The following is a 16,285-nucleotide window of genomic DNA, read 5'->3' on the forward strand; positions in this document are numbered from 1 at the left end:
CGGGCGGAGGTGGATCGGGGGGGCGACGGTGCGGGCCGGCCGCGGGGTCAGGTCGCCGGGCAGGCCGCGGCGCGCTGCTCGGCATGCCAGCGGGTCTGCAGCAGCAGGCGGCGGGTGGCCGGCACCGGCAGGCCGTAGCGCTCGGCCAGCTCGACGACGGCGTCGCCGATGGCCGCCAGCTCCAGCGGCCGGCCGCGCTCGACGTCCTGCAGCATCGAGGTGCGGAACTCGCCCATGCCGGCGCCCAGGCGGACGAACTCGATGGGGTCGATCTCCAGCCGCGCGCCGTAGGCCGCGGCCGTCAGCATCACCTCGTGCATGACGGCATGCACGGTGTCGAGCAGCGCCGGCTCGCTGTAGATGCGGCGCAGCGTGGCGCCGGTGAGCACCGACAGCGGGTTGCTGGTGAGGTTGGCGATCAGCTTGGTCCAGAGCTTGTCGCGCAGCCGGGGCAGGGCGCGGCAGCCGATGCCGGCGCCCTGCAGCCAGCCGCAGACGCGCTGCAGCCGTGCGCTGGGCCCGTCGGCCGGCGGATGGGCGGTGGTGTCGGGCTCGCCCAGCATCAGCAGATGTGGTGTCTGGCTGCGCAGGCGGCCGGGGCCGTCGGACTCGGCGGTGACGAAGACGACGGCGCCCAGCACGCGGTCCATCGGCAGTGTGCGCAGCAGCGCGCCCTCGGGATCGACCGCGCGCACCGGCTGGCCGTCGAAGCGCCCGCCGTGGCCGTGGAAGTACCAGAAGGGCACGCCGTTGACCAACGGCAGCACCAGGGTGTGCGGCGCGATGGCGGGCGCGGCCGCGGCCACCAGACCGGCCAGATCCTGCGACTTGCTGGCCAGCAGCAGCAGATCGGGCGCCCGGGCCTCGGCGGCGCTGGCGATCACGCGCAGCGGGGCGGTGTCGGCGAGGGCGGGGTGGGCCGCTGTGCCGTCCATCGCCGCGGCCGGCACCTGCCAGTGGCCATCCAGATCGTCCAGCCGCAGGCCGTCGGCGCGCAGCGCGGCCAGCGTGCGGCCACGGGCCAGCAGATCGACCCGCGCGCCGGCGGCGGCCAGCCGCGCGGCCAGCGTGCCGCCGATGGCGCCGGCACCGGCCACCAGCACCGTGGGCAGGGCACAGGTGGATTCAGTCATCGGCGCTGTACCCGGTGGCCTTGACGATCGGTCCCCAACGCTTGAGATCGGCGGATACGCGCTGGGCGAAGGCCGGCTGCGGCTGGCTCATGCGGTCCAGGCCCAGCTTGTCGAGCAGGGCCGCGACGTCGGGCATGGCGGCCACGGCCTGCACCTGCTCGGCCAGCGCGGCGACGGTGGCCGGCGGCGTGCCGGCCTTCAGCCAGGTCGCGTAATAGACCTGGGCGACGACGTCCTTGTGGCCGGCCTCGGCGAAGGACGGCACATCCGGCAGCCGCGCGTAGCGGCCCGGCGTGCTGACGCCCAGACAGCGCAGGCGGCCGCTGGCCAGGTGCGGCAGGGCCAGGCTCATCGAGGTCATGGTCGAGGCGATCTGGCCGCCGACCACGTCCTGCACCGCCGCCGCGCCGCCGCGGTGCGGCACGTGCAGCAGATCGGTGCCGGAGGCATGGGCCAGCTGCGCGCCGACGAAATGCATCGTGGTGCCGGCCGCCGCCGTGGTGTAGGCGGCCTGCTTCGGGTTGGCCTTGCACCAGGCCAGGAAGTCGGCCAGCGTGCGCACGCCGGCCGGCACCATCGGCCCGACGCACAGGCCCACCGGCTCGCTGGCCAGCGGCACCAGCGGCAGGATGTCGGCGGCCGTGTCATAGGCCAGGCGCGGGAAGACGTGCGGATAGATCGTCAGGATCGGGTCGGCCGAGACCATCACGGTGTGGCCGTCGGCCGCCGCGTTCTTCAGCTCGACCACGCCCAGACGGCCGCCGGCGCCGGGCTTGTTCTCGACGATGACGGGCTCGCCGCGGCGCGTCTGCAGGGCGGGCTGCAGCGCCCGGGCCAGCACGTCGGCGGTGCCGCCGGGCGGAAAGCCGACCAGCAGGCGCAGCGTGCCGGGGCGGGCGGTCTGGGCCGTCGCTGGTGCGCACAGGCCGGTGGCGGCCAGCGCGCCAGCGCCGGCCAGCAGCTGTCGTCGGGTCAGGATGGACATGGCGGGGACTCCGGACGGGGGTGGGATGCGGGCGGGCGCAGGCGCGCTCAGCCCACCGCGTGGTAGCGGCGGTTGAACCAGGTCAGCGCGCTGGCGTCGGCGGTGGCGCCGGGGTGGCGCACCTCGTCGAGCGTGACGATGAAGATGCTGTGGCTGCCCACCTCGTGGCTGGCGGTGATGCGGCCGGCCAGCTGGGCCAGCGCGCCGTCCAGGCCCGGGGCGCCGCCGGCCAGCGGCTGCCAGGGCGTGCGGGCGAAGCGCGCGTCCATCGACACCGTGCGGTCGGCGTACAGCGCGGAGACCTCCTGCTGCGCGGCGGCCAGCACGTTGACGCACAGCACGCCGTTGCGCTGGAAGTGGCCATGGGCCCAGCTCGCGCGGTTCATGCAGACCAGCACCGTGGGCGGGCTGTCGCTGACGCTGGTCACCGCCGTGGCGGTGAAGCCGGCCAGGCCGGCCGGGCCGTCGGTGGTGATCACGTTGACGGCGCCGGCCAGCAGCGCGAGGCCCTGGCGGAAGGTGTCGACCGGGACCGCGGCCGTGGGTGCGGCGGTGTCGAGGGTGGGGCTCATCGGGGACTCCGGTGGGGTGTGCTCAGAGGTCGAGCACCAGGCGCGGGCCGGCGCTGCGCGAGCAGCAGACCAGGATCTGGTCGTTGGCCGCGCGCTCCTCGTCGGTGAGGAAGGCGTCGCGGTGCTCGGGCGTGCCGTCGATGACCTCGCAGGCGCAGGTGCCGCACACGCCCTCCTGGCAGGAGACCGGCACGCGGATGCCGATGCGCGCGAGCGCGGCCAGCGGCGTCTCGTCGGCGGCCACGGTCACCGTCTTGCCGCTGCGCCGGGCGACCAGCTCGAAGGCGCGGTCGCCGCCGGCCGGCACCGGCTGGGCCGGGGCCTGGAAGTACTCGCGGTGCAGCTCGGCCGGGGCCAGACCGGCCTCGCGCGCCTGCGCCAGCACCGCGTCCATGAAGCCGGCCGGGCCGCAGACATAGACGTGGCGGCCGGCCGGCGCGGCGCGCAGCACGGCCAGCGCATCGAGCTTCTGCGCCGCGGGGCCGTCGTCGGCATGCACGCGCACCCGGTCGGCCCAGGGCGCGGTGGCCAGCTCGGCCAGGAAGGCGGCCTGGGCCGTGCCGCGCACCGCGTAGTGCAGTGCGAAGGGTCGGCCGGCCGCGTGCAGCGCCCAGGCCATCGCGATCATCGGCGTGATGCCGATGCCGCCGCCGATCAGCACATGGTGCGTGGCCTCCTCGGCCAGCGGGAAGTGGTTGCGCGGCGCGCTGATGCGCAGCGCGGTGCCCGGCAGCAGCCGCGCGTGCACGGCCTGCGAGCCGCCGCGGCTGGCGGCATCCTTCAGCACGCCCAGGCGGTAGGCGCCCGTGCGCGTCGGATCACCGCACAGCGAGTAGGCGCGCACCAGGTCCGGGCCCAGGTGCAGGTCGATGTGGGCGCCGGCGCTCCAGGCCGGCAGCGGGGCGCCGTCGGCGCGTTCGAGTTCGAGCACGGCCACGGCCGCACCCTGGATCTGGCGCTGGCGGACGACGACGTCGAGCAGGGGGGAGGTCATCGGCGGGTGCTCCTGAATCATGAGGTTGGGTAGGGTGTGGCGCTGCCGTGGCCGGCCGCGCTCAGCGCATGTAGAGCCCGCCGTTGACGTCCCAGGCCGCGCCGGTGACGAAGCCGGCCCCGGCATCCAGCAGCAGCGCCACCATCCGGGCGACGAAGCGCGGATCGCCGAGCCGCTGCACCGGGATGGTCTGGACGATCTGCGCCAGGCGCTCGGCCGGCACCATCGCGTGCACCGAGGGCAGGTCCATCGGGCCCGGGGCCACCGCGTTGACGGTGACGCCGCGCGGGCCCAGCTCGCGGGCAAAGATCTTGGTCAGCGCCAGGATGCCGGCCTTGGACGAGGCGTAGTGCGCGCCGGAGGCGGTGCCGCCGTTCTGGCCGGCCAGCGAGGCGAGGTTGACGATGCGGCCCGATCCGGCCGCGGCCATCGCCGCACCGAACACCTGGCAGCCCAGCAGGCAGCCGCGCAGATTGACATCCAGCACGCGGCTGAACTCCTCCGGGGCGATGTCCATCACTTTCGTCGGCAGGGTCAGTGCGGCGTTGTTGACCAGCGCCTGTGGCACCGCGCCCCAGGCCGCCTGCACGGCGGCCAGCGCCGCTTCGAAATCGGCCTTGTGCAGCACGTCGAGGGCCAGCGGCAGCAGGCGGTCGGCGTGTGCCGGCGTCTCGGCGCACAGCGCGGCCACGGCCTCGGCGGCCAGGGCCGGGCTGCGGTCGGTCAGCGCCACGCGCCAGCCTTGCGCCAGCAGCTCGGTGGCGATGACGCGGCCCAGGCCGGCGGCCGCGCCGGTGATGACGGCGATCGGGGCGGTGCTCATGCGGGCCTCCGGGCTCAGAGGATGAAGCCGATGCCGGCCAGGGCGTCGGTCGAGTTCAGCAGGCGCAGCACCTTGCGCTCGATGCGCCAGCTCTGGCCGTTGGGCACCAGCGTCCAGCTGACGTCGGCCGTGTAGTGGTGGAAGCCGGTCTTGCGGAACTCGCGCAGGTCCTGCGCGCCGCGCACGGTCAGCGTGCTGCCGTCGTCGGCCACGATGCGCAGACGCGAGACGCTGCGCACGGTGCGCGCCATCGGCTGGGTGGAGACGGATTCGCCGCTGGTCAGCCGCGTGACGCGGGCCAGGCGCATCGCCGCGTCGTCGTGCGCGTAGTTCAGCGTGTTGGCGAAGTCGGTGGTGTCGGGGTCGATCGGCACGATGTAGGTGCCGCCGGGCGACCACAGGTCCAGCCAGGCGGCGTACTCGCCGTGGTCGAGCATGTCGGCCTCGGCCCAGAGGAAGGCGGTGACGCTGGAGAGCTGTTGCAGGTTCATGGTGAGGGGTCTCGGAGGCGGTGCACGGGGCGGTGACGGGGGACGGTGACGGGGAGGGCCGTGGCCGCTCAGGTCGCCGTCATCAGCGCCTTCCACTGCTGGTAGGCCGCGCGCATGCCGGTCTCGGCGCTGACGTCGCTGGCGCGGCCGTCCTCGGTCAGACGCTCGCCGGGCAGGCCGCGGTTGACCAGGATCCACAGATCACGCCCGGCCTTGGCGCCTTGCTGCACGCGCTCCCAGGCCTCGGAGTCATCGGGCGTGCCGAAGCCCATCGGGCCCTGGAAGTGCTCGTGCAGGCGCAGCCGGGCCTGGTTGGCCACGGCCGGGCCGCCGTCCATCACGATGGCCGCGTGGTGGATCTCGGTCTCGGTGACCGACACCGGCTGCAGCACACGGAAGAAGGCCATCGAGCAGGCCACGTTGGGGAACAGGTTGAGGTTGAAGCCGGTGCCGCCGACGGCGCGCACCAGACGCCGCACCTGCGTCTCCTCGTGGCCCTCGTCGCGCAGGGCCTGGGCCAGCTCGGCGAAGCGTTCGGGGATCGGCGCGTCCAGGTTCTCGTCGAGATCGACCAGCTGCGGGATCATCACCATCACGCTGTGGCCGTGGCCCAGGTCCTCCACGTAGCCGGGGCCCTTGACGAAGTCGAAGACCTCCTTGGTCTGCTCGTCGATCGAGCTCAGGAAGCTCTTGTGGACCAGTGGGAAGTGGTAGGCGTCGGTGGTGTTCTCCAGCTGGATCTTCCAGTTGCCGGGGAAGCGGAAGCGGTGCTCGCCGGCCACCTTGACCGGGTAGCCGCCGGCCTGCTTCATGAACAGGTCGATCCACTTCTTCGCCGGGCCCAGCCAGTCGACCAGCGGCTCCAGGTCGTCGCGGAAGGTGGCGAAGACCATGCCGTTGTAGGTCTCCACCCGCAGGCTCAGCAGCGGGAACTCGCCCTTGTCCAGGCAGTCGCCATAACTTTCCGGATGCGGCACCGAGCGCAGCTGGCCGTCGAGCGCGTAGGCCCAGCCGTGGTACGGGCAGACGAAGCTGGCGGTCTTGCCCTTCTTGTGCTCGCAGACGGTGGCCGCGCGGTGGCGGCAGCGGTTGAGCAGCACGTGGATCTGGCGCTTGCGGTCGCGCGTGACGATCACCGGCTCCATGCCCACCCAGTGGGTCTTGAAGCTGCCGGGCTCGGGCAGCTCGCTCTCGTGGGCGACCCAGACCCAGCAGTTGCGGAAGATCTTGTCCATCTCGGCATCGAAGATGGCCGGGTCGGTGTAGAGCGAGGTGTGGACGCGGTCGGCGCGCACCAGCTCGCCGTAGCGGGCGGCGTCGTCGGCCGGGCGGTGCAGATGGATCGGGGCGGTGGGGGCGTTCATGGCGGGGCGGGAGGCTGTCGGGGTGGGGATGCGGTCGTGATCGGGCCGTGAGGGGCCTGTGTTCAGCGGTCAGGCACCGGCAGCGGTGCGGCGGCATGCCAGGTGCTGACCGGGCGGCTCAGCAGGTTCTCGGTCTCGAAGCGGGCGATGCGCCAGCGGCCGTCGGCGCCGCGCCGCAGGCGCAGCGTCAGCTCGGCGGCGTTCAGGTGGGCGCCACCGGCGCTGAAGGTCGAGGTCTGCACCATCTGCCAGTGCGCGTCGGCGGCGTCGGCATCGGCCGCATCGGGCGTGATGCGCTCGTTGCAGAGAAAGTGGGCGTTGAAGGCGAAATGAGGGGCCCGCGGGGCTTCGTCGGCCGGGCGCAGCTCGCCGGGCAGGCTGCCGCGGTAGCGGCCGAGCATGGCGACGATGGCGGCGCGGCCCTGGTGGCCGCCGAAGCGCTCGCCGTAGCGCGCGCCCTTGCCGGCCCACACCGCGTCGTCGGTGAAGCAGTCGCCGAGCGCGTCCATCGGCGTGTCGGCGTCGAGCCGGTCGCACAGCGCCATGTAGCGCAGCACGCAGGCGCGGATGGCCTCGGCGTCGTCGACGGCGCGCAGGCGCTGCTCGGCCGCCTGCAGCCGCGCGTCGAGCGCGTCGAGGCGCTGCTGCAGCGCGGACCCGGACAGCGCCGCGGACCCCGGCGTGTGCATCGACATGTGCATCGACGTGGACATGGCGTGGCCTCCTGCGGTGCTGTGCCGGTCTCAGGCCGCCGCGGCCGGTGCGGGCGCCGTGGCCAGCAGATCCGGCGGCACCACCAGCTCGCGGCCCATGCGGGCCTCGATGCGCGCGTACTTCCACAGCTTGAACGGGCCGGCGCCGACGACCGTGGTGCGGAACAGGTTGCAGGCCGCGTGCACGGTGGCCTGGTCGGGCACGTCGGCCAGCACGTAGCAGGTCCACGGCCAGCCGGTGCTGGGGCCGACCATGCTCTGGTCGTCGTCGATGTTGCCCAGCACCGTCACGCCGGGCAGGGCGGCGATGCCGTTCATCATGCGGCCGAAGGCCAGCCACACGTCCTTGGCCTCCTCCGGCGTGGCGTCGAAGAAGTTCTGGTTGATGCCGATGCAGAACAGGGTGCGGATGGGCATGGATGCTCCTGGGATGCGGGGTCAGGCGGGATCAGAGGAAGCCAGGCAGAGGCGGCAGGCCGAAGGCCATCGCGCCGGCGTTCTGGTAGGTGATGTCGCCCATGAAGGCGTGCTGGGTCAGCACCTGGGCATCGCGCACCTGCTGCGAGATCGGGCTGGCGTGGTAGACGCCGCTCATGCCGGTCTGCAGCTGGATCGCGCGCGCCACCTCGGCGCCGGTGCGTGCGGCATGGGTCGAGGACAGGCGCAGCAGCCGCGTCTGCTCGGCGCTGATCTGCTCGGCACCGGTCTGCAGCGTGGCCCAGGCCGCGTCGATCGCGTCATAGAAGAAGGCACGGGCGGCGCGCAGCTGGGCCTCGGCGCGGGCCAGCTCGATCTGCACCAGCGGCCGGTCGGCCAGGCGCGGCGCGCCGGTGACGGACGGCCGGTCCAGCGCCAGGCGCTTGAGCTCCTCGATCGCGCCGCGGGCGATGCCCAGGCCGACCACCGACAGCACCTGGGTGGCGAAGCTCAGCGTCGGGTAGCGGAAGGTGGCCTCGTCGCGCTGGGCGCGGCTGCCGCGCACGAAGGTGTGGTCCTCGGCGACGAACTGGCGCTCGACCACCAGGTCGTGGCTGCCGGTGCCCACCAGGCCGGTGACGTCCCAGGCGCGTTCGATGTGCACCTGGGCGCGCGGCAGCACGGCCATGCGCGGCAGCGAGGGCCGGGCGGCCGGCCCTTCGGCCGAGGCCGGTGGATCGACCGGTGCGATGCCCACGCCCAGCACATCGGCGCCCAGGCAGCCGCTGGACCATTCCCAGCGCCCGCTGACCTCGAAGCCACCGTCCACGCGCGGTGCGCGCTGCGGCGGGAAGATGCCGCCGGCGAACACCAGGTCCGGGCCGTCGGCATACAGCCGGGCCAGCGTGGCCGGCGGCAGCGCGGCCAGATAGGTCACGCCCATGCCGAAGCTGGCGACCCAGCCGGCCGAGCCATCGGCCTGCGCGACGCGCTCGACCATCTCGCAGAAGGCGCGCGGGCCCAGGCCGTCACCGCCGAGCGCGGCCGGCACCAGCGCGCGGTAGACGCCCAGGCGCTTGAAGGCGGCGATCACGTCGGGCGCGATCTGGTGGGCGGCGGTGAACTCCTGGCGGCGGGCGCGGATGTCGGCCAGCAGGGCCTGCCAGTCGGCGCCGTCGAGATCGGCGATGGTGGTGCGGGATGCCGGGGCCTGGGGGGGGACGGCCGTGGCTGTGGTTGTGGCCGTGGCGGCCAGAGCCTGTGTGCTGACGGCCGACATGGGCGGCTCGGTCGCGGGTCGGCGCTCGGGGGCGGGCCGTTCGGCCAGGGGATCGGCCAGGGTGTCGGGCAGGGCGCTCATGGGCAGGTCCGGGGCGGGGTGTCGGGGGCGCGGCGAGGGCGGGTGGCGCGCTGCGGGCGGAGGTGGGGCGGGATGAACGTGGGGGGCGGTTGGGCCCGGTGGATCGGGCGGGTCGTGACGGCGCCGGGCCGTACCGGGCCGGACCGTGACGGGCTGCCCTGGCTCAGCCGGTGGCCGGGCACGGCCGTGTGCGCAAGCCCAGCTCGGCCGCCAGGCGGCGGCCGATCGCGCACAGCGTCTCGTCATCGCCGAGGCGGCCGACCAGTTGCAGGCCGACCGGCAGGCCGTCGGCATCGTCCAGCGGCAGCGTCAGGGCCGGATGGCCGCTCAGGTTGAAGGGCCGCACGCTGCGCGTCATCGCCACGGCGGCCTGGGTGTCGGCGGCTTCGCTCACGCGCGGCGGCGGCACCACCAGCGTGGGCAGCATCAGCACGTCGCAGGTCCGCAGCGCGGCATCGACCTGGGCGCGGAAGGCCGTGCGCACGGCTTCGGCCCGCTCGCGGTCGGTGTCGGTGGTGGCGGCCGCGCGGCGCAGGCGCGCGGCCACGTCGGCGCCGATGCGCCCACCTTCCAGCAGCGGAGAGAGCGCAGGCCAGTTCTCGTGGTTGATCACCACCAGACCGGCGTCATACGCGGCCTCGAACAGCGGCAGACGCAGGCGTTCGACGGTGTGGCCGAGGGCGCCGGCCGCGTCGGCCACCTGCCGCAGCGCGGCTTCGGCGGCGGCCGGTGCATCGATGTCGAGCCAGCCCAGGCGCAGCGTGGCGGGCAGCGTCGGCAAATTGCCGAAATCAGGGGCCAGCGCCTGCATCGCGCGCACCAGAGCGTCCATGTCGACGGCCAGCGGGCCGACGCAGTCCAGGCTGCTGTCGGCCGGCATCACGCCGGCCCGGCTGACGCGGCCGAAGCCGGGCTTCAGGCCGAACACGCCGCAGCAGGCCGCCGGCGTGCGGATGGAGCCGCCGGTGTCGGTGCCGATGGCCACCGGCACCCGGCCGCGGGCCACGGCCACCGCCGAGCCGCTGGACGAGCCGCCGGGCACGCGGTCCGGCCAGCGCGGGTTCAGCGGCGTGCCCAGGTGGTGGTTGATGCCGGTGGTGCCGTAGGCCAGTTCGTGCAGCGCGGTCTTGCCCGTCAGGTGCCAGCCGGCGTCCAGCAGCCGCTGCACGACCGCCGCATGACGCGGCGCCGCAGCGGCGCCGTCCAGCGCCGGGCTGCCGGCCCGGGTGGGCGTGCCGGCGACGTCGATCGTGTCCTTGACCATCACGGCCGGGCCGTCGGCGGGGCCCAGGTCCAGCGGCAGGACGACGGTGTCGGTGGGGTGGCTCATCCAATGATCCAGGTCGGCGGCGGGGTGCCGGAAGGGGCTTGTGTTGGCGCAAACGATAGACGATCAAAACGTGAAGAGTCAACTAAAAAGTCCGAGCGCTGAGGCCGGTCAAATCCGGTGCAACCCCGATGTAATTGCGCCACTTTCTGGCGCAGCATGCACCGACTTGGCCCAGATCAAGCGGAAATTCCGCGATCGAGCGGACGACGCCCTCGCGGCAGCACAGGCGTTCCGCGTCCTCGGTGTACATGACGATTCACGCAATGAAAACGTGAAGTGGCATGCAATCTGCAGAGTGACGGCCAGCCCCGCCCGCTTCCCTTCCCACGCCGATCCACCGCCGGCCGCCGCGCCGGCCCGTGCCCCAGGAGTCCTGCCCATGAGCCGTTCGTTCCCGTCCGCCCCGCGTGCCCTGTCCGCCGTCGCCCGCGCATCCGCCGTGGCCCTGCTGGCCTGCGCTGCGCTGGCCGCCCAGGCCCAGATCAAGATCGGTGTGGTGTCCTCGTCCACCGGCCCGATCGCGTTGGTGGGCATCCCGCAGAAGAACACCGTGCCGCTGCTGCCGACCCAGGTCGCCGGCCAGACGGTGCAGTACATCGCGCTGGACGACGCCAGCGACCCGACGGCCTCGGTGGCCGCCGTCAAGAAGCTGATCACCGAGGAGAAGGTCGACGCCCTCATCGGGCCCAGCGGCTCGCCCAACGCGATGGGCGTGATCCCCTTCGTGGCCGAGGCCGGCGTGCCGATGTTCGCCCCGGTGGGCACGGCCGCCGTCGTGCTGCCGATGGACGAGAAGAAGAAGTGGGTCTTCAAGACCACGCAGAACGACGACCTGATCGCCCGTGCGCTGGTGCAGCACATGGCCGGCGCCAAGGTGCGCACCGTGGGCTTCATCGGCACCGCCGATGCCTATGGCGACAACTGGCTGAAGGTGTTCACCGCGCTGGCCGAGAAGGCCGGCCTGAAGGTGGTGGCCGCCGAGCGCTTCGCGCGCCAGGACACCTCGCTGACGGCCCAGGGCCTGAAGGTGCTGTCGGCCGCACCGGACGCGGTGCTGATCGCCGCGCCCGGCAGCTCCTCGGTGCTGCCGCAGACCACGCTGGTCGACCAGGGTTTCCGTGGCCGCTTCTACCAGACGCATGGCGCGGCGCTGCCGGACTTCCTCAAGCTCGGCGGCCGCAAGGTCGAGGGCACCATCCTGGCCGCCAGCGCGATGCTGGTGCTCGACCAGGTGGCCGACAGCCATCCGACGAAGAAGATCGCCGCGCAGTACGTGGCGGCCTACGAGAAGCTCAACGGCAGCAAGCCGGCCACCTTCGGGGCCAACGTCTATGACGCGGGGCTGATGCTGCAGGCGGCGATCCCGCAGGCGCTCAAGACGGCCAAGCCCGGCACGCCGGCCTTCCGCAGCGCGCTGCGTGACGCCATCGAGCAGATCAGGGAGCTGCCGGCCACCCAGGGCGTCTACACGCTGAGCCCGGCCGACCACAGCGGCTTCGACGACCGGGGCCGTGAGCTGATCACGGTGAAGAACGGCCAGTGGGCGCTGCTGAAGTGAGCCGGCGATGAATGCGCAGATCGCACTCCTGCTCGGGCAGGACGGGCTGACCAGCGGCGCCGTCTACGCGCTGCTGGCGCTGTCCATCGTGCTGGTGTTCACCGTCACCCGGGTGCTGCTGGTGCCGCAGGGCGAGTTCGTCACCTTCGGTGCGCTGGGCATGGCCGCGATGCAGGCCGGCACGCCGCTGCGCCTGGCCTGGCTGCTGCTGGGCGTGGCCGTGCTGCGGCTGGCCTTGCGCGTGGCCGCCGTGCTGCGCGCCGGCCGTGCGGCGGCGCCGGGCGCGGTGGCGCCGCTGGGCTGGGGCGATCTGGCCGCGCCGGCCTGGGCGGTGGCGCTGCTGGTGGCCAGCCAGGCGCTGCCGCTGCAGCGCCTGCCCCAGGTGCTGCAGGTGGCGCTGGTGCTGGCGCTGGTGGTGCCGCTCGGCCCCTGGCTCTACGACCTGTGCTTCCGCCCGATCGCCTCGGCCCATGCGCTGGTGCTGCTGATCGTCTCGATCGCGCTGCACGTGGTGCTGGTGGGCCTGGCGCTGCTGATGTTCGGTGCCGAGGGCGCGCGCACCCAGCCCTTCACCGACACCGCGCTGGAATGGGGCGTGGTGCGTCTGCAGGCGCAGACGCTGTGGGTGGTCGGCGTCACGCTGGCCCTGATCGTCGGGCTGTGGCTGCTGTTCGAGCGCACGCTGGTGGGCAAGGCGCTGCGCGCCACCGCCGTCAGCCGCCTGGGCGCCCAGTTGATGGGCATCTCGCCGACGGGGGCCGGGCGCCTGAGCTTCGCGCTGGCGGCGGCCATCGGCGCGCTGTCGGGCGTGCTGATCGCGCCGGTCACCACGCTGTACTACGACTCGGGCTTCCTGATCAGCCTCAAGGGCTTCGTCGGCGCCGTCGTCGGCGGGCTGGTGAGCTTTCCGCTGGGCGCCGCCGGTGCGCTCGGCGTGGGCCTGATCGAATCGTTCTCGACCTTCTGGGCCAGTGCCTACAAGGAGGTCATCGTCTTCACCCTGATCCTGCCGGTGCTGCTGTGGCGGTCGCTGGCCGCGGGTCATGCCGATGAGGAGCACGCCTGATGGCTGCCTCGCCCGTCGTCGCGGTGGCTGCGGCCGCCGTCCCGGTCCCGGTCCCGCCTGTCGCCACGGCCGAGCCGCCGCGCATGGACCTGCCCGATCCGCACGCCCTGGCGCGCCGGCTGCGCTGGCTGCCCTGGGCCGCCGGTGCGGCGCTGCTCGCGCTGTTGCCGCTGCTGCCGGCCTTCCAGATCACGCTGCTCAACCACATCGGCGTGTATGCGCTGGCCGCGCTCGGCCTGGTGCTGCTGACCGGCGTGGCCGGCATGACCAGCTTCGGCCAGGCCGCCTTCGTCGGCCTCGGCGCCTACACCGGGGCCTGGCTGTCGCTGGGGGCGCCCGGCGGGCCGGCCTGGCTGGCGCCGCTGGCCGGCTCGCCCTGGCTGGCGCTGCTCGTCGCCCTCGGCCTGACGCTGGTGGTGGCGCTGCTGCTGGGGGCGCTGACGCTCAAGCTCAGCGGCCACTTCCTGCCATTGGGCACGCTGTGCTGGGGGCTGGCGCTGTTCGCGGCCTTCGGCACCTCGGAGGCGCTGGGCGCGCACAGCGGGCTGTCGGGCCTGCCGGCGCTGCAGCTCGGCCCCTGGACGCTGGACAGCCCGGCGGCCACCGGCCGGCTGATCCTGGTGGTGCTGGCGCTGGCGCTGTGGGCCGTGCACCAGCTGCTGGACTCGCGCTCGGGCCGTGCGCTGCGCGCGCTCAACGGCGGCCAGTCCATGGCCGCGTCGATGGGCGTGCCGGTGCTGGCCACCAAGATGAGGGCCTTCGTGCTGGCCGCGCTGCTGGCGGCGATCGCCGGCTGGCTCTACGCGTTCGAGCAGCGCTTCGTCAGCCCCGCGCCGTTCAGCCTGGGCGCCGGCATCGACCTGCTGTTCATGGTGCTGATCGGCGGGGTGGGCCACCTCTGGGGTGCGCTGGCCGGTGCCGTGCTGGTGACGCTGGCGCGCGACCTGCTGCAGGACTGGCTGCCCGCGCTGCTGGGCTCGACCGGCAACTACGAGGCCATCGTCTTCGGCACGCTGGTGGTGCTGCTGATGCACAAGGCGCCGCAGGGCCTGTGGGGCTGGCTGGCCCACCGCTGGCCGGTGCTGGGCGGCGCCGGCCGCGTGCCGGCCGACCGCGCGGCCGAGGCCGCCGGCCGCACGCCGGCCGCGCTGCCCCGCCGTGCGCTGCCGGCGCGCGGCGAGCAGGTGCTCGACGTGAGGGGCATCACGCGCCGCTTCGGCGGTCTGGTGGCCAACAAGGACATCAGCTTCACGCTGCAGGCCGGCGAGATCCTGGCCGTCATCGGCCCCAACGGCGCGGGCAAGAGCACGCTGTTCAACCAGCTCTCGGGCGTGGACACGCCGACCGCGGGCGAGGTGCGCTTTCTCGGCCGCTCCACCCGCGGCTGGGGCCCGGCGCGGGTGGCCGCGGCCGGCCTGGCGCGCACCTTCCAGCACGTCAAGCTGCTGCCGACGATGAGCGTGCTCGACAACGTCGCCCTCGGCGCCCATCTGCGCGGCCGTGCCGGCCTGCTGCGCCACGCCCTGCGCCTGGACCGCGCGGAGGAGGCCCGTCTGCTGGCCGAGGCCCGGCGCCAGCTGCAGCGCGTGGGCCTGGGCGATCTGGCCGACCGGCCGGCCGGCAGCCTGGCCCTCGGCCAGCAGCGCCTGCTGGAGATCGCCCGCGCGCTGTGCGCCGACCCGGCCGTGCTGCTGCTCGACGAGCCCGCCGCCGGCCTGCGCCTGAAGGAGAAGCAGGCGCTGGCCGCGCTGCTGCGCCAGCTGCGCGACGAGGGCCTGGCCGTGCTGCTGGTCGAGCACGACATGGACTTCCTGATGACGCTGGCCGACCGGGTCGTCGTCATCGTCTTCGGCGAGAAGCTGACCGAAGGCCGCCCGGCCGAGGTCCAGCGCCACCCCGGCGTGCTCGAGGCCTACCTCGGCGCCGATGTCTGAACCCCGGAGCCTGCCGACCATGAATGCATCCCCGCCTGCCGCTCCCGATGTCCGCGCGCCAGCGCCGTCCGCACCGCAGCAGCCCGTGGCGCCGCTGCTGCAGGTGCGCGGCCTGCGCGTGGGCTACGGCCGCGTCGAGGCGCTCGGCGGCGTCGATCTGGACGTGTCCGCCGGCCGCATCGTCACCGTCATCGGCCCGAACGGCGCCGGCAAGAGCACGCTGCTGAACGCGCTGATGGGCGCGCTCGACGCCCGCGCCGGCCGCATCACCTTCGACGGCCAGGACCTGACCCGCGCCAGCGTCGAGCAGCGGGTCGAGGCCGGCCTGGCCCTGGTGCCCGAGACCCGCGCGCTGTTCGCCACCATGAGCGTGCTGGACAACCTGCGCCTGGGCGGCTGGCGCCAGCGCGGCCAGGGCGCGGCCGCGCGCCGGCGCGCGCTCGACGAGGTGTACGCGCTGTTCCCGCGCCTGGCCGAACGCCGCGACCAGGCCGCCGGCACCCTGTCCGGCGGCGAGCGCCAGATGCTGGCCCTCGGCCGCGCGCTGATGGGCGCACCGCGCCTGCTGATGCTCGACGAGCCCAGCCTGGGCCTGGCGCCGCTGATCGTGCGCGACATCTTCCGCATCGTCGCCACGCTGCGCGAGCGGGGCGTGGCCGTGCTGCTGGTCGAGCAGAACGCGCGCGCCGCGCTGCGCGTGGCCGACCATGGCCATGTGCTGGAGCTGGGCCAAGTGGCGCTGCACGGACCGGCCGCCGAGCTGCAGGGTCATCCGCAGGTGGTGGCGGCCTACCTCGGCCAGGGCCACAGCCACCAGGACCGGATGATGGCCTGAGCGGCGGGGCCGCGGACTGCGGATCTGCCGCAAGGTCCACGCAGGACGCGCGGCTTAAGATCCTGCTCACGTCCCGGTGCTGCCGGCCCGCGTGACCCACCGCATCCGCCCCCGTCTGTCTGTCCCCCGTCCGCCGTGAGCCGCCACGACCCCTCCAGTCCCGATTTCGTCCGCGAGGAGTTCCCGTTCTACTGGCTGGCGCGGCTCTACGGCGTCTACTCCATGCAGATGGAGCAGGCGCTCAAGCCGATCGGCCTGGACATCCCGATCTGGCGCACGCTGCTGATCCTGCAGCAGCAGGGCGAGGCCGCCAGCATGTCCGAGATCGCGCTGCACGCGATCGCCAAGCTGTCGACCGTGACCAAGCTGGTCTACCGCATGAAGGCCGAGGGTCTGGTCGAGACCGCCACGGCCGAGCACGACGCCCGCGTGACGATGGTGCGTCTGGCCGAGCCCGGCCGTGAGGCCATCGAACGCGGCCAGCTGGCCACCCGCCACATCTTCCAGCGCAGTTTCGACGGCCTGACCCCGGCCCAGATCCGCAAGCTCAACGAGACCCTGCACCAGATGCTGGACAACCTGTCGCCGCGGCATGCGGATCTGGCGGCGGGGCGGGGCGGGGTGGGTGGGGTGTCGTCGGCTGATGGCGAGACGCCGTCCTGAGCCATGAGCCGAGCAGGGCACGGGGGGGCGACGGGACGCCTGTGCGG

Annotated in this window: 16 protein-coding genes; 5 read left to right on the forward strand and 11 right to left on the reverse strand. The window is 73.7% G+C overall.

Features of this window, described 5'->3' with window-relative positions:
• Positions 1-47: 47 nt before the first annotated feature.
• From AACH11_RS20670 to AACH11_RS20720, 11 genes are all read right to left on the reverse strand, one after another.
• On the reverse strand, positions 48-1,133 hold the full coding sequence (locus AACH11_RS20670; RefSeq protein ID WP_341376164.1) for a ketopantoate reductase family protein: 1,086 nt from the start codon (positions 1,131-1,133) through the stop codon (positions 48-50).
• On the reverse strand, positions 1,126-2,118 hold the full coding sequence (locus tag AACH11_RS20675) for a tripartite tricarboxylate transporter substrate-binding protein (RefSeq protein WP_341376165.1): 993 nt from the start codon (positions 2,116-2,118) through the stop codon (positions 1,126-1,128). Before AACH11_RS20675 ends, AACH11_RS20670 begins: the two co-directional genes overlap by 8 nt.
• Before the next feature lie 47 nt (positions 2,119-2,165).
• The gene (locus tag AACH11_RS20680) at positions 2,166-2,690 is read right to left on the reverse strand and encodes a flavin reductase (RefSeq protein ID WP_341376166.1); all 525 of its coding nucleotides are present in this window, start codon (positions 2,688-2,690) and stop codon (positions 2,166-2,168) included.
• A gap of 22 nt (positions 2,691-2,712) precedes the next feature.
• Positions 2,713-3,684 carry a PDR/VanB family oxidoreductase gene (locus AACH11_RS20685; protein WP_341376167.1) on the reverse strand — a complete coding sequence of 324 codons (972 nt, stop codon included), beginning with the start codon at positions 3,682-3,684 and terminating at the stop codon, positions 2,713-2,715.
• A gap of 61 nt (positions 3,685-3,745) precedes the next feature.
• On the reverse strand, positions 3,746-4,507 hold the full coding sequence (locus tag AACH11_RS20690) for an SDR family NAD(P)-dependent oxidoreductase (protein WP_341376168.1): 762 nt from the start codon (positions 4,505-4,507) through the stop codon (positions 3,746-3,748).
• Between the two features lie 14 nt (positions 4,508-4,521).
• Positions 4,522-4,998 carry an aromatic-ring-hydroxylating dioxygenase subunit beta gene (locus tag AACH11_RS20695; RefSeq protein ID WP_341376169.1) on the reverse strand — a complete coding sequence of 159 codons (477 nt, stop codon included), beginning with the start codon at positions 4,996-4,998 and terminating at the stop codon, positions 4,522-4,524.
• Between the two features lie 68 nt (positions 4,999-5,066).
• On the reverse strand, positions 5,067-6,362 hold the full coding sequence (locus AACH11_RS20700; protein ID WP_341376170.1) for an aromatic ring-hydroxylating oxygenase subunit alpha: 1,296 nt from the start codon (positions 6,360-6,362) through the stop codon (positions 5,067-5,069).
• 62 nt (positions 6,363-6,424) lie between these two features.
• The gene (locus tag AACH11_RS20705; RefSeq protein WP_341376171.1) at positions 6,425-7,075 is read right to left on the reverse strand and encodes a nuclear transport factor 2 family protein; all 651 of its coding nucleotides are present in this window, start codon (positions 7,073-7,075) and stop codon (positions 6,425-6,427) included.
• A gap of 30 nt (positions 7,076-7,105) precedes the next feature.
• Positions 7,106-7,492: an IacB protein gene (locus AACH11_RS20710; protein WP_341376172.1), complete on the reverse strand. Its 387-nt coding sequence runs from the start codon at positions 7,490-7,492 to the stop codon at positions 7,106-7,108.
• Positions 7,493-7,523: 31 nt separating this feature from the next.
• The gene (locus tag AACH11_RS20715; protein ID WP_423228788.1) at positions 7,524-8,771 is read right to left on the reverse strand and encodes an acyl-CoA dehydrogenase family protein; all 1,248 of its coding nucleotides are present in this window, start codon (positions 8,769-8,771) and stop codon (positions 7,524-7,526) included.
• A gap of 244 nt (positions 8,772-9,015) precedes the next feature.
• Positions 9,016-10,182, reverse strand: a complete 1,167-nt coding sequence (locus AACH11_RS20720; RefSeq protein ID WP_341376174.1) for an amidase — start codon at positions 10,180-10,182, stop codon at positions 9,016-9,018.
• Between the two features lie 379 nt (positions 10,183-10,561).
• Here AACH11_RS20720 and AACH11_RS20725 point away from each other — a divergent pair, with 379 nt between their 5' ends.
• The 5 genes from AACH11_RS20725 (at position 10,562) to AACH11_RS20745 (ending at position 16,238) form a co-directional block, all read left to right on the forward strand.
• Positions 10,562-11,740: an ABC transporter substrate-binding protein gene (locus AACH11_RS20725; RefSeq protein ID WP_341376175.1), complete on the forward strand. Its 1,179-nt coding sequence runs from the start codon at positions 10,562-10,564 to the stop codon at positions 11,738-11,740.
• A 7-nt stretch (positions 11,741-11,747) separates the two neighbouring features.
• A complete protein-coding gene (locus AACH11_RS20730; RefSeq protein WP_341376176.1) occupies positions 11,748-12,806 on the forward strand; it encodes a branched-chain amino acid ABC transporter permease in 1,059 nt (352 codons plus the stop codon).
• The gene (locus AACH11_RS20735; protein ID WP_341376177.1) at positions 12,806-14,740 is read left to right on the forward strand and encodes a branched-chain amino acid ABC transporter ATP-binding protein/permease; all 1,935 of its coding nucleotides are present in this window, start codon (positions 12,806-12,808) and stop codon (positions 14,738-14,740) included. The genes AACH11_RS20730 and AACH11_RS20735 overlap by 1 nt, the downstream gene beginning before the upstream one ends.
• 19 nt (positions 14,741-14,759) lie before the next feature.
• Positions 14,760-15,575 carry an ABC transporter ATP-binding protein gene (locus AACH11_RS20740; RefSeq protein ID WP_341376178.1) on the forward strand — a complete coding sequence of 272 codons (816 nt, stop codon included), beginning with the start codon at positions 14,760-14,762 and terminating at the stop codon, positions 15,573-15,575.
• 135 nt (positions 15,576-15,710) lie between these two features.
• Complete coding sequence (locus AACH11_RS20745; protein ID WP_341376179.1) at positions 15,711-16,238, forward strand: MarR family winged helix-turn-helix transcriptional regulator; 528 nt, start codon at positions 15,711-15,713, stop codon at positions 16,236-16,238.
• Positions 16,239-16,285: the final 47 nt, after the last annotated feature.

Source organism: Pseudaquabacterium rugosum, from assembly GCF_038066575.1.
GTDB classification, from domain to species: Bacteria; Pseudomonadota; Gammaproteobacteria; order Burkholderiales; family Burkholderiaceae_C; genus Pseudaquabacterium; species Pseudaquabacterium rugosum.

What these genes read in the sequence shown, in the direction of transcription:
- AACH11_RS20670 (WP_341376164.1), bottom strand. Translation starts at nt 1,133, where the DNA reads ATGACTGAATCCACCTGTGCCCTGCCCACGGTGCTGGTGGCCGGTGCC.
- AACH11_RS20675 (WP_341376165.1), bottom strand. Translation starts at nt 2,118, where the DNA reads ATGTCCATCCTGACCCGACGACAGCTGCTGGCCGGCGCTGGCGCGCTG.
- AACH11_RS20680 (WP_341376166.1), bottom strand. Translation starts at nt 2,690, where the DNA reads ATGAGCCCCACCCTCGACACCGCCGCACCCACGGCCGCGGTCCCGGTC.
- AACH11_RS20685 (WP_341376167.1), bottom strand. Translation starts at nt 3,684, where the DNA reads ATGACCTCCCCCCTGCTCGACGTCGTCGTCCGCCAGCGCCAGATCCAG.
- AACH11_RS20690 (WP_341376168.1), bottom strand. Translation starts at nt 4,507, where the DNA reads ATGAGCACCGCCCCGATCGCCGTCATCACCGGCGCGGCCGCCGGCCTG.
- AACH11_RS20695 (WP_341376169.1), bottom strand. Translation starts at nt 4,998, where the DNA reads ATGAACCTGCAACAGCTCTCCAGCGTCACCGCCTTCCTCTGGGCCGAG.
- AACH11_RS20700 (WP_341376170.1), bottom strand. Translation starts at nt 6,362, where the DNA reads ATGAACGCCCCCACCGCCCCGATCCATCTGCACCGCCCGGCCGACGAC.
- AACH11_RS20705 (WP_341376171.1), bottom strand. Translation starts at nt 7,075, where the DNA reads ATGTCCACGTCGATGCACATGTCGATGCACACGCCGGGGTCCGCGGCG.
- AACH11_RS20710 (WP_341376172.1), bottom strand. Translation starts at nt 7,492, where the DNA reads ATGCCCATCCGCACCCTGTTCTGCATCGGCATCAACCAGAACTTCTTC.
- AACH11_RS20715 (WP_423228788.1), bottom strand. Translation starts at nt 8,771, where the DNA reads ATGTCGGCCGTCAGCACACAGGCTCTGGCCGCCACGGCCACAACCACA.
- AACH11_RS20720 (WP_341376174.1), bottom strand. Translation starts at nt 10,182, where the DNA reads ATGAGCCACCCCACCGACACCGTCGTCCTGCCGCTGGACCTGGGCCCC.
- AACH11_RS20725 (WP_341376175.1), top strand. Translation starts at nt 10,562, where the DNA reads ATGAGCCGTTCGTTCCCGTCCGCCCCGCGTGCCCTGTCCGCCGTCGCC.
- AACH11_RS20730 (WP_341376176.1), top strand. Translation starts at nt 11,748, where the DNA reads ATGAATGCGCAGATCGCACTCCTGCTCGGGCAGGACGGGCTGACCAGC.
- AACH11_RS20735 (WP_341376177.1), top strand. Translation starts at nt 12,806, where the DNA reads ATGGCTGCCTCGCCCGTCGTCGCGGTGGCTGCGGCCGCCGTCCCGGTC.
- AACH11_RS20740 (WP_341376178.1), top strand. Translation starts at nt 14,760, where the DNA reads ATGAATGCATCCCCGCCTGCCGCTCCCGATGTCCGCGCGCCAGCGCCG.